The 12,029-nt window shown below is 71.6% G+C and carries 9 protein-coding genes; all 9 read right to left on the bottom strand.

What is annotated here, in order from left to right:
• Positions 1 to 251 precede the first annotated feature (251 nt).
• The 9 genes from P1P70_RS14495 to P1P70_RS14455 all read right to left on the bottom strand — a co-directional run bounded on the left by P1P70_RS14495 (position 252) and on the right by P1P70_RS14455 (position 12,014).
• Entirely contained in the window at positions 252 to 1,508 is a 1,257-nt protein-coding gene (locus P1P70_RS14495; protein ID WP_319237253.1) for a uroporphyrinogen-III synthase, read from the bottom strand.
• 167 nt (positions 1,509 to 1,675) lie between these two features.
• Positions 1,676 to 3,058, bottom strand: coding sequence for a nitrate/nitrite transporter (locus P1P70_RS14490; protein WP_319237252.1), 1,383 nt, complete (start codon positions 3,056 to 3,058; stop codon positions 1,676 to 1,678).
• A 201-nt stretch (positions 3,059 to 3,259) separates the two neighbouring features.
• A complete protein-coding gene (locus P1P70_RS14485; protein ID WP_319237251.1) occupies positions 3,260 to 4,648 on the bottom strand; it encodes a serine hydrolase domain-containing protein in 1,389 nt (462 codons plus the stop codon).
• Positions 4,649 to 4,828: 180 nt separating this feature from the next.
• Positions 4,829 to 5,233 carry a helix-turn-helix domain-containing protein gene (locus P1P70_RS14480; protein WP_319237250.1) on the bottom strand — a complete coding sequence of 135 codons (405 nt, stop codon included), beginning with the start codon at positions 5,231 to 5,233 and terminating at the stop codon, positions 4,829 to 4,831.
• A gap of 147 nt (positions 5,234 to 5,380) precedes the next feature.
• A complete protein-coding gene (locus P1P70_RS14475) occupies positions 5,381 to 6,226 on the bottom strand; it encodes a hypothetical protein (protein ID WP_319237249.1) in 846 nt (281 codons plus the stop codon).
• 119 nt (positions 6,227 to 6,345) lie between these two features.
• On the bottom strand, positions 6,346 to 7,572 hold the full coding sequence (locus P1P70_RS14470) for an acyltransferase (RefSeq protein ID WP_319237248.1): 1,227 nt from the start codon (positions 7,570 to 7,572) through the stop codon (positions 6,346 to 6,348).
• A complete protein-coding gene (locus P1P70_RS14465) occupies positions 7,569 to 9,878 on the bottom strand; it encodes a glycosyltransferase (RefSeq protein WP_319237247.1) in 2,310 nt (769 codons plus the stop codon). The genes P1P70_RS14470 and P1P70_RS14465 overlap by 4 nt, the downstream gene beginning before the upstream one ends.
• On the bottom strand, positions 9,878 to 10,879 hold the full coding sequence (locus P1P70_RS14460; protein WP_319237246.1) for a hypothetical protein: 1,002 nt from the start codon (positions 10,877 to 10,879) through the stop codon (positions 9,878 to 9,880). The genes P1P70_RS14465 and P1P70_RS14460 overlap by 1 nt, the downstream gene beginning before the upstream one ends.
• 160 nt (positions 10,880 to 11,039) lie before the next feature.
• Positions 11,040 to 12,014, bottom strand: coding sequence for a LysR family transcriptional regulator (locus P1P70_RS14455; RefSeq protein ID WP_319237245.1), 975 nt, complete (start codon positions 12,012 to 12,014; stop codon positions 11,040 to 11,042).
• Positions 12,015 to 12,029: the final 15 nt, after the last annotated feature.

Below are 12,029 nucleotides of genomic sequence, written 5' to 3'. Positions count from 1 at the left end.
AGGTGGGTTTTCGGCACACCTCCCCCACTCTCGACTTCGCTCGAGCGGGAGGTGCCCCCACCAAGGGGCTGCGCCCCTTTGACCCCCAAGCGTCCGTCCGGTGGGGCGTCTCGCGCAGTTCCCCGCGCCCCTGAAGAGCAGGGGCTGCGCCCCATGCTCTTCGGCCCGGAAGGCCGTAGGCCTTTCAGGGGCGCGGGGAACTGCGCGAGACGCCCCACTCAGCCGCCCGGCCGAAGAACGTGGCCCACCCCTCACGCGTCATATTTCGCGTCCGCCGCCGGGTCCAGAGCCAGGCGGTAGCCGCGCTTGACCACCGTCTGGATCAGTTTCGGGGTGCCGAGGGCCGTGCGGAGGCGGGCCATCGCCGTTTCCACGGCGTGTTCGTCGCGGCCGGCGCCGGGGAGGGCGCGGAGGAGGTCGGAGCGGGGGACGACCCAGCCGGGGCGGCGGCAGAGCGCGCGCAGTAGGGACATGCCGGCCGGGGGGACGGGGCGTAGGGCGCCGTCGACGAGGACCGCGTGGCCGCGGATCTCCACGTGGTGCCCGGCGATGGGCAACGTGCGGGCGCGGCCGGGGAGTTCCTGGCAGAGGAGTTGGACGAGGGGGCCGAGGCGGAAGCGTTCGGGCTGGACCGTGTCCACGCCGTGGGCCTGGAGGGGGAGCGCCGTCACCGGGCCCACGCAGGCGGCGAGGACGTCGTGGTTCAGCGCGTTGAGCAGCTCCGGGAGCAGGCCCCGGTCTTCGGCGCGGGAGAGCAGGGACGCCGCCGCGGGGGCGCTGGTGAAGGTGAGGGCGTCGACGCCGCGGGCGAGCGTCACGTCGAGGAGGCGGTCCATGGGGGCGAGGTCCTCGGGGGGCATCCAGCGGTAGACGGGGACGCCGACCACCTCCGCTCCCCCGGCGCGCAGGGACTCCACGAAACCGGGGAGCGGTTCGCCGTGGAGCTGGACGGCGACCCGGCGGCCCTCGACGCCGTGCTCCAGCAGTCGGTCGAGCACCTCGGCCATGGACTCGGAGGAGGGGGACCACTCCTCCGTGAGGCCGGCGGCGCGGATCGCGCCCTTCACCTTCGGGCCGCGTGCCAGCACCTCGACGCCCCGCAGTCGGTCGAGCAGGGCCTCGCCCAGGCCCCAGCCGTCCGCCGCCTCGATCCAGCCGCGGAAGCCGATGGCCGTCGTCGCCACCACGATGTCGGGTGCCTGGTCGAGCAGGTCCTTGGTCGCGGCGAGCAGTTCGCTGTCGTCGGCGAGCGGCACGATGCGCAGGGCGGGGGCGTGCAGGACCGCGGCCCCGCGGCGCTGGAGCAGTGCCCCGAGCTCGTCGGCCCGGCGGGCTGCGGTCACACCCACGGTGAACCCGGCGAGCGGCCCGTGTTCCGTCCGCGCCGCCCGGTCCGTGCCTTCAGTCCGGTCCGTCTGGTCCGTCCGGTCCGTCCGATCCATCAGAACCGTCCTGTCTGGTCGATCGGCTCGATCTGATCGCTCGGGTCGCTGCTGTTCGTCGTACATGGCTCTCGTCCCGCAGTCGAGTCGTTGCAGTCAGTCGAAGCTCTGTGCGTGCGGGTGCACCGATTGGTGCGCCCACATGCCGAACGAGCCTGTCAACGGCGCGTGACAGGCTCGGTTCGGCTTGATGTCGCTGGTGTTACGTCACACGTGTCACGGCATGGGCGATGTCACACCTCGGCGTAGCTGAGCTGCGGCTTCGACTCCGTCGTGGCCGTCGCCGCGGCCGTGTTCGAGGCCGTTCGACGAAGGTATACGGCCCAGGTCACCGCGAAGCAGACACCGTAGAAGGCGAGGAAGGTGACGAAGGCGCCGGTGCCGGAGCCGACCGTGAGGAAGGACTGGCGGAAGGCCAGGTTGATGCCGAGGCCGCCGAGCGCGCCGACCGCGCCGATGATGCCCATGGTGGCGCCGGAGAGCCGGCGTCCGTAGGCGGCGGCCTCCTCACCCTCCAGGCCCTTGGCCAGCGCCTTGGCGTGGAAGATGCCCGGGACCATCTTGAAGGTGGAGCCGTTGCCGAGGCCGCTGAGGACGAAGAGCGCGATGAAGGCGCAGGTGAAGAGCGGGAGCGACTTCTGCATGGAGGCGATGACGATGATGCCCGTGGCGCCGGCCATGGCGACGTAGTTCCACAGGGTGATCTTGGCGCCGCCGTACTTGTCGGCGAGCGCGCCGCCGACGGGGCGGATCAGCGAGCCGAGCAGCGGGCCGATGAAGGTGACGTACGCGGACTGCAGCGGCGTACGGCCGAACTGGGTCTGCAGGACGAGGCCGAAGGCGAAGCTGTAGCCGATGAACGAGCCGAAGGTGCCGATGTAGAGGAAGGACATGATCCAGGTGTGAGCGTCCTTGACGGCTTCCTTGGCGGCACCGGTGTCGTTCTTCAGCGACGCGATGTTGTCCATCTTCAGCCAGGCCAGCACTGCGGCGATCACGATGAAGGGGATGTAGATCCCGAGCAGGGCGCGCGGACCGCCGCCGGCCCCGATGACGGCGAGACCGATGAGCTGCACGACCGGGACGCCGATGTTGCCACCGCCCGCGTTGAGGCCGAGCGCCCAGCCCTTCTTCCGCAGCGGGAAGAAGGCGTTGATGTTGGTCATGGAGGAGGCGAAGTTGCCGCCACCGATACCGGCGAGCATCGCGCAGATCAGGAACGTGTTGAACGAGGTGCCCGGCTCCATCACCAGGAAGGCCGCGACGGTCGGGATGAGCAGCAGGCTGGCGGAGACGACCGTCCAGTTGCGTCCGCCGAAGATCGCCACCGCGAAGGTGTAGGGGATGCGGACGACCGCGCCGACCAGCGTGGCCATCGAGACGATGAAGAACTTGTCGGCCGGGGTGAGCCCGTACTCGGGGCCCATGAACAGCACCATCACCGACCACACGGTCCAGATGGAGAAGCCGATGTGCTCCGAGAGCACCGAGAAGAGGAGGTTGCGACGGGCGACCTTCTCGCCGGTCTCGTTCCAGAAGGCCTCGTTCTCCGGGTCCCAGTGTTCGATCCAGCGGCCTCCCCTGCTCGATGCGGGGGCAGTGCTCGGGGCTGTCATGACGCCTCCACGTTCTCCGGGCTCCGGTGTCGCGATGCGGTGATGAGGGGTGATGAGTCCCGAAGGTAGGGAGGGCGCGTTTCCTGGCTGTGGCACTGAGTGACCGGAAAGGAACTTTGCTCTCACGAGCGGGCGGCCCGGCCGGTGAGGAATCGGTGAGCAGGGCGTCATACCGGACGATGCCGGGTGGATACCCCGTGGTCACGCCACCTTCGGCGCGGCCCTCATGCCAATGTAGGCGCACCGGGTGCCGTCGCTCAGCGTGGCGAAGACCACAGGCATCCAGTCCTCCGCGAACGAGGCACCGCCGCCCGCGCCGGCGAACACCGTCTCCGACAGGGGCACGAGTTCCATCTCCAGGTCCGGCGAGTAGCCGACCATGCCGTCCACGAAGGCGTACGTGAGGTGCGGTGTGCCGTTCCTCTCGCTGATCGTGATGACGACTCCCTCCCTCTTGTACGTACCGGTCCAGGGCGTGATGTCGACGGTGGGCGGCTCGGCGGGCGGGGCGAACGGGGCGGGCAGCGTGATTCCGGCCAGCTCCGCCAGAAGCTCGCGCAGCAGGTCGGCGTAGAGGAGGCGGGAGGAGCCGCCGTTGGTGAGCAGCGCGACGGCGACGCCCTGGGTGGGCACCACGCGGAGGAAGGCGTACTGGCCGGTCGCGGCGCCGTCGTGGCCGTAGCCCGGGACGCCGTCCCAGTCGTAGAGCGTCCAGCCGAGGCCCCAGCCGTCGGCGCTGACCGTCCATTTGTCGGGGACGTCGGTCTCCCGGGCCCGCATGGCCGTCACCGTCTCGGGGCGGAGGATGCCGGCGCCGCCGTCGAGGTGCGCCTTCGCGTACCGGACGACGTCTCCGGCGGTGGCGAGCACCCGGGCGCCCGGTCCGGCGGCGCGCGGCATCAGGTCCCAGACGGGGGCCGGGGTCTGCGTCCCGTCCTCCCCCGCGAGGTGGCCCATCGCCGTGCGGAACGGCAGCGCCTCCTCCGGCAGGGTCATGGAGTGCGTCAGGCCGAGCGGCGCGAACACCCGCTCCTTGAGGGCCTGGTCCCAGGTCAGCCCGGTCAGGACCTCGACGATCCGGCCGAGGACGACGTATCCGATCCCGCTGTACGACACCGCCGTACCGGGCGGGCAGTCCATCGCCACGCCCTTCGCGGCCTCGACGTACCGGGCGATCGCGTCGTCGCCGCGCCCGGTGTCGATGTGGAAGTCGCAGGTCAGGCCGCTGGTGTGGGAGAGCAGCATGCGGGGCGTGATGACCTCGGTGGCGGCCGGGTCGACGGTCGCGAACTCCGGCAGCACCTTCGCCACCGGGACGTCCAGGTCGAGTTCGCCGGACTCCACCAGCTGCATGACGAGGGCGGCGGTGTAGACCTTCGCGATCGAGCCGAGCTGGAAGACGGAGTCGGTGGTGGTCTCGACGCCGGTCGCACGGCTCAGTACCCCGCTCGCGAGTTCGTGGACCTCCCCGTCGACGACGAAGGCGAGGCTCGCGCCGGGCACGTCGTGGGTGGCGCGCAGGGTGTCGAGCCGACGCTGCCAGTGGGCGAGGTCGAGGGAGAGGGTGGCGGTGGCGGTGGGCTGGGACATGGCGTGTCCTCCGGGAGCGTGGTGAGGGGCTGCCGCTGTGCTGCGCGGCTACGTGGAACACCGTACGCATTGCGCACAGCGTGCGCAACCCTGGAACACCGTTCCAGCGTGGACGCACGAAAGCCGGGAGAGTTTCGGAGCGGGAGGCTTCAGGAAGCGGGGAGGTCAGGAAGCAGGAGGTCAGGAAGCAGGGGGCTGCCTGAGTCGTTCCGTGAGCTGGATGAAGGCTGTTCGGCGGTGTTCAGGGATGCCCAGGGCGGACGCCGCCTGCTCGGGGGAGAGCGGGCCGGTCCCGGGCGCCGGGGCCGGGGCCTGGGGCAGGTCCTGCTCGGTCAGCTTGCCCGAGCGGATCAGGACGTCGCGCACCGGGACGCCGAGGGCCCGGGACAGACCGCGCATCGTCTCCAGATCGGGCATGCTCTGCCGCTGCAACAGCCGGGTGATGGCCGCCCGGTGGACCCCCGCGTCCTCGGCGAGCCTGGTCTTTCCACCACCGCGCGGGCTGTCGATGTCGTACCCGCGCGCCCGCATCACGCCTTCCATCCAGGCCGCGAACGCGTCGATGTGTCCGGCATCGCTCTTCATGGTGGACGCTCCTCCTCCGACCCGGAACCGGCCCGAACCGGCCTCTGGCCGATGTAGTCGTCACCGCCCCGCCACCTGGTTGCCCCGGACACAGCGGTGGGGGTGGGCCACGACTCCGGCCCACCCCCACCCACGTACCGGTGCGCGTCAGCTCTTCGACTCGCCCACGTAGCTGAGCCTGTCCGTGCCGCCCTTCTCCCAGGTGATGATCACGTCGTCGCCGGAGCGGCGGACCGTGGCGAAGGTGACGTCCTCGTCGCTGACGTCCTTCGAGGCCATGGGGGTCAGGGCCATACGGAAGTTGTTCTCGTCGCGGTAGGCGCCGACGCCGGTCATGATGCCCTTGCCGCCGACCATGTCTATGTAGGAGAGCGGGTGCTGGCCCTTGCCGTCGCCGCTGGTCTGCTCGGCACCGATGGTCAGGGTCCGGATTTCGTCGTCCTGCCACTGGCCCTCGACGCCCGTGGCGGGCGCGGTGGTCGAACCGCCGTCGTCCAGACCGCCGTCGGGCGTGCCGGTGCCCTCGTCGGCGGCGTCGTCGGTGGCCTCCGCCGTCGGCTTCGCGGAGTCGGTCTCCGTGGCCGAGACGCTCTGCTGGGGCTTGGCCGTGGTGTCGTCGTCCCCGTCGGCGGTGAGGAGGAAGACTCCCCCGCCGATCACCGCGAGCGCCGCCACGACGGCCACGATGATCAGCGCGACTTTGCCACCGCTACCACCGGAAGGCGGGGGCGGCGGCGGGTAACCCCCGTACTGGGGACCGTAGTTCGGCGCACCAGGCGCACCAGGCGCACCCGGAGCCCCGTACGGCGGCTGCCCGCCGGCGCCGTACGGCGGCTGCCCACCCGTCCCGTACGGCTGTTGCGGAGCCGTCGTGTACGGGTTCGGCGGCTGGCCGGGCACCTGACCAGGGGGCGGGTACGCGCCCGGGTACGGCTGCTGCGGCGGCTGGGCTCCGTAACCGTCGTACGGCGGCTGGCCGGGAGGCTGGGTCATCGGCGGGTGTCACTCCTTGAGTCGCTTCGGCGAGGCGAGCAGTGCGAGGAAACACCTGCCTCAAGCGTGCCCAACATCCAACACCCGGTCAGTCGTACGCAAGTGCGTATCCCGGTCGGTTACCGGGTCAGTACACGACCCGTCGGCCACCACCGCGGCCTGCGCCGGGCCGCCAGGTCCTCGGCCCAGCCGAAGGCGACCACACAGACGGCGATCAGCAGCCAGGTCACGACCAGCACGGGCCAGACGCTCTCCAGCAGCCAGGGGGTGTTCTGTTCGAGGAACACCACGTTCCACAGCCGGTCCCACTGGGTCGCGGCGATCAGGATGCAGGTGTTGTGCCAGAGATAGATCGTCACCGCGCGGGAGTTGAGGAGGGTGATCAGCCCGTCCCAGCGGCGCAGCCGGTCGGGCCACTCCTGCCACGACGGGCTGATGTGCAGCAGCAGCGCCACCGTGCCGACGGACCAGAGCGCCTGGGCGAACGGCATGCTGTCCAGGTCGTTGCCGGTGCCGAAGTCGTGGTTCAGGGCGTACCAGAGGCCGGTCAGGGCGACCACCGGGGCCACGGAGGGGACGAGGTAGCGCGGGAGGCGCGCGAGGATCCCCTCCTGGTGGGCCATGCCGAGGATCCAGCAGGCGCCGAAGGTGCTGAAGTCCGTCAGCCCCGACGCGAACCGCTCACCCGGCAGTTCGAGCAGGCCCAGTTCGAACACCCCGGCCAGCGCGATCGGCGCGAGGACCGTCACCGCCGGCACGGCCCGCAGCGCGCGGAGCAACAGCGGGGAGAGGACGACGTACCAGAGGTAGGCGCGGACGTACCAGAGCGGGCCGGCGAGTTCCGCGGCCCAGTCGGCGCCGATGAGGCCGTGCACCCCGGGCAGGCCCTCGGCGTACGGCGGGTCGCTGATCGGGAGGATCCAGAACGTGAGGTGGAACCACCACCAGCCGGGGTGCCCGTCCGCGTCCGGTCCCCAGCCCTGGGCCACCATCCCCGTCACGCCGACGACCCCCAGGAGCCAGACCGGCGGCAGCAGTCGGCGCAGACGGCCCCGGACCACGCCCAGGGCCGGGCGCTTCAGCGAGCGCGCCATGAGGTTGCCGGCGAGGGCGAACATCACGCCCATGGAGGGGAAGAGGAGCGGGAGCCAGGCCCAGCCGGTGAGGTGGTACAGCACCACCCGGAAGAGGGCGAGGGCCCGGAGGAGGTCGAAGTAGCGGTCCCGGCCGGTGGCCTTGGCGGGCGGTTCCTGCGGCCCGCCCCCGGCCTGCGGCGGCACGCCCGGCGCGGCGGAACCGGACGGCGAGGAGTCGGGCGGCGTGGAGCCGTGCGCGAGCGTGCTCATCCGACCGGCCTCCGCTCGCCCGACTGCTGCTGGGGCACGGCGCCCTCCGTGGGCGCGCCGGGCAACCCGACGGCCCCCGTCCGCCGCAGCTTCTGCCAGCGCAGCCGGCCGCCGGTCAGCGCCGTGATCCACGACTGGAGCAGGACGACGTACATCAGCTGGCGGTAGAGGAGTTGCTGGAGCGGGAGGGAGATCAGATGGGTCATGCGCTCCTTGTCGAGGTGGAACGCGAGGGCCGCGCAGACCACCTGGACGGCCAGGACGCCCAGCCAGGCGCCGATGGTCTTCTCCGTGGGCCCGAAGATCAGCCCGTAGAGCAGGAAGACGTCGATGAGCGGGGCCAGCAGGGGCGCGACGACCATGAAGAGGGACACCAACGGCAGGCCCACGCGCCCGAAGCGGCCGGAGGGGCCCCTGTCGAAGAGGGAGCCGCGGTGCTTCCAGATCGCCTGCATGGTGCCGTACGACCAGCGGTAGCGCTGGGACCACAGCTGCTGGACGGATTCCGGGGCCTCGGTCCAGGCCCGCGCGTTCTCGGCGTAGACGACGTGCCAGCCGTCGCGGTGCATGGCCATGGTGATGTCGGTGTCCTCGGCGAGGGTGTCCTCGCTCATCCCGCCGACGCGTTCGAGGGCCGTGCGGCGGAACGCCCCGACCGCCCCGGGGATCGTCGGCATGCAGCGCAGGATGTCGTACATCCGGCGGTCGAGGTTGAAGCCCATCACGTACTCGATGTGCTGCCAGGCGCCGATGAGGGTGTCCCGGTTGCCGACCTTGGCGTTGCCCGCGACCGCGCCGACGCGGGGGTCGGCGAAGGGCTGGACCAGTTCGCGGACGGTGGACGGTTCGAAGACCGTGTCGCCGTCCATCATGACGATGATCTCGTGCCGGGCGTTGGCGATGCCCCGGTTCAGGGCGGCGGGCTTGCCCGCGTTGAGCTGCCGTACGACGCGGACGCCCGGCAGGTCCTTGCCCAGTTCCTCGACGATGCCGGCCGTGCCGTCGCTGGAGCCGTCGTCGATGACCAGCACCTCGATGGGGTGGTCGCTCGCCACCAGGGAACGGACCGTCTTCTCGATGCACTTGGCCTCGTTGTACGCGGGGACGAGCACCGAGACGGGTTCCGTGACCGGCCCGTCCGGGCCCCAGCGGAAGTTCCGGCGGCGGACCCGGCGGGCGTGCACGAGGGAGAGGACCAGCATCAGGCCGAAACGGGCGAGGACGAGGACGCCGACGACCGCGAGGGCGACGACGAGGACGCTCGTCGTCCTCTCCGAGACCTGCACCAGGGTGACCCAGACCTTGCCCTTGACCAGGCCGAGGCCGGTGACCGGGGTGTGCGCGCTGGGGGCCTTCAGGGCACCGGTCAGGGTGTCGAACTTGTAGCCCTTGACCTGGAGTTGGGGAATGTAGCGGTCAAGCGCGGCGACGGTCTGCGAGCGGTCGCCGCCGGAGTCGTGCATCAGCACGATCGCGCCCTCGCCGCGCTCGGGCGTGGACCGGCGGATGATCTCGGCGGCGCCCGGCCGCTGCCAGTCCTGGCTGTCGGTGTCGCTGACGACGGTGATGTAACCGCGGCTGCCGATGTACTGGGTCACCGGCCACGTCCGGTTGTCCATGCGCTCCGAGAACGACGAGTACGGCGGCCGGAACAGCGAGGTGCGGATGCCGGCGGCGCCCGCGAGCGCCAGCTGGTTCTGGGAGAGCTCCCAGTCGATGCGGTCCTTGCTCTGGAGCGAGAGGTCCGGGTGGTTGAAGGTGTGCAGACCGATCTCGTGGCCCTCGTCGACCATGCGTTGGACCAGGTCCGGGTAGCGGGAGGCCATGGTGCCGGTGATGAAGAAGACGGCCTTGGCGTCGTGCTTCTTCAGCATGTCGAGGACCTTGGGGGTCCACCGGGGGTCCGGCCCGTCGTCGAACGTCAGGACCAGCTCGTAGTCGGGGACGTCCAGGCTGCGTCGGCGTTCCGAGCGGGTGTCGATGACGGGCCCGCCCTTCAGTATGTCCTTCGGCACCCGGTCGTTGGAGACGGGCGGCCGGACCCGGTGGTCCGCGAGGATCTCGCTGTGCACGTATCCGCGCAGCATGAGCATGGCCATCAGGGCGAGGAGCAGCACACAGGGCAGCAGGTAGCGCAGTGGCACCCGCCGCCCGGAACGCTTCTTCGGGCTCTTGCGCGCACGCTTGGCGGAGCCCTTCCCCGTGGGGTCGACGGTGTCGCCCGCACCTGTGTTCGAGGAGGGCGATGAGCGGGTGGGGCGCCTGGCGGCACGCGAGGGCGTGCCGCCGCGCTGGGAGCGGGTCATCAGGCGGGTGTCTCCGGGTTCTGCGGACCCTGCGGGTCCTGCGGGCCCGCCGGCTCCTGCGGGCTCTGTGAGCTGTCCGAGGTCGCCGGGGCCGGCTCGACGGGCGCCGGGGAGGCCGGACCGCCGGCGACGGTGTCCGTGTCGCCGCCGCCCGGAGCGGGGCCGGGGTCGGTGGTGTCCGAGGGAGTGGGCGAGGGCGAGCCCGAGGGGCTGGGGTCGACCTTCGGCGGCTCGGACGCGGAGGCGGACGGCTCGGGGTCCTTGGCGCTGGTGCTCGGCTTCGGCCGCGGCACCACTCCGGCGCTGGGCTCGACGGAGGGCTGGACGCCGGCGGGCGACTCCGGCCGCCGGTCCCGGCCCGCCGCGCCGGTCGGCGACTTGCCGCCGGGCGAGACCGTCGCTCCCGCGCGGCCGCCGCCCGGACCGGCGTCCGGCACGAACCCGTCGGCCGTGTCGGCCAGGTCGTCCGACTCGGCCGGCAGCGGAGGGGTGTCCACCTTGCCCGCCGGCTTGTCGTCCTTCTGCATCGGCACCGGCAGCCAGGGCGCGTCGGAGTTGCCCGACACCAGGGTGCCGACGATGACCACGGCGTACGCCGCGCAGGCGGTGCCGACGGCGATGCCGAGTCGCCGGTAGAGGTTGCGGCGCCGCCCCGACTCGTCGACGAAGACCGGCCCGTCGGAGTCCTGGCCGGCACCCGCCGCGTCCCCGTTCTTGCCGGCGTGCTTGCCGGTTCCCTCCTCCACCTCACGCCCCACACCGTCGAGTTGGACGGTCACCTCGTGCGGGTCGTGGTTGCGCCCGGGCTGGTCGGGCTGCTCCCAGGGCCTCGCCTCCACCTGGGAGACGGCTCCCGTTCTACCGGCGGCGTCGGGCCAGACCACCTGGTCCGCCGTACCACTGCCACTACCACCGCTGCCACTACCATCACGGCCCGGACCCGGGCCCTCGCCCTCGGTCCGCTTCGGCTGAATGCCCTTGGGCCAGTTGTCGACGTGCACGCACTTCCCCCCACGGGATCGTTCCGAGCGCGTGGTCGATGCCGGACTGTCGCACTTTCCTGTACCGGACCGGGCCCCCACCCGATCCGGGGCGCCCCACCCATCACACGCACCCGGGCCAACGAATGTATGGGCGGGAAAGATGTGTATGTGTGTGACGTCAGGTGAAGGTCATCATGATGAGTGCATCTGTGGGCGGAATCCACCCGTCCTCCGGATGTGCCAGCCATACTTCCGCCGCCGCCAGCTCGGCGGCGGCCCGCCGCAACGCGTCGAGCCCGGGATGGCTGAACCCCTTGCGCCACACCAGCGAGACCGGGGACAGCGGCACGGGGTCGACGAGCGGCCGCGCCACCGTGCCCGGCATGGGCGGGAAGTCCACCACCGCCAGCACCGGGGACCTCGTCTTGGCCATGATCCGCTGGAACTCCTCCTCCCCCACGGCCAGCGGGGCGGGCGCCGCGACCTCGATCCCCCGCCCCGCGAAGAGCCGCGCCGCCAGGTCCGTCCACTCCGGCGTACGAGGGTTCCCGGCCCCCGCGTACACCCGCTCACCTGCGAGTTCCGTGAGCGGTACGGCGTCCAGCGCGGCCAGCCGGTGGTCCTCGGGCAGGATCACCGTCATCGGCTCGTACCGCACCGGCTGCTGTGCGAGCCGCGCCCGCACCGCCGGTTCGAGCCCGGCGAACCTCCCGAACGACACGTCCAGCCGCCCCGCGAGGATCTCGGCCGCCGCGTACGTCAGCCCGCTCTCGTAACGGGCCATCAGCTCCAGCTCCGGGGCGAGTTCCCGGGACCGCCGCAGCACCCGTGCCCCGGTGGCCAGCCCCGGCGAGTTGAGGTCCACCAGCAGGGGCCGCACCTGCCGGAACGCGACCACCAGCTCCTCGTGCGCGTCCAGCACCCGCCGCGCGTGGGGCACCAGCCGCTCCCCGTCCTCGGTCAGCGCCACCTGCCGGGTGCTGCGCACGAACAACTCCACCCCCAACTCCCGTTCCAGCCGCCGGACGTCCCGGCTGAGGGCCTGCTGGGCGACGTAGAGCCGAGCGGCGGCCCGGGTGAAGTGCAGTTCCTCGGCGACGGCGAGGAATCCGCGGAGAAGCCGAGGATCGACGGCGTACGGGGCAGCGGGCATCCGGCGAATCTACAA

It is taken from the genome of Streptomyces sp. MB09-02B (genome assembly GCF_033794485.1).
Classification (GTDB): domain Bacteria; phylum Actinomycetota; class Actinomycetes; order Streptomycetales; family Streptomycetaceae; genus Streptomyces.
Note: the sequence above shows the minus strand (reverse complement) of the source record. Positions and strands in the feature narration are given on the sequence as shown.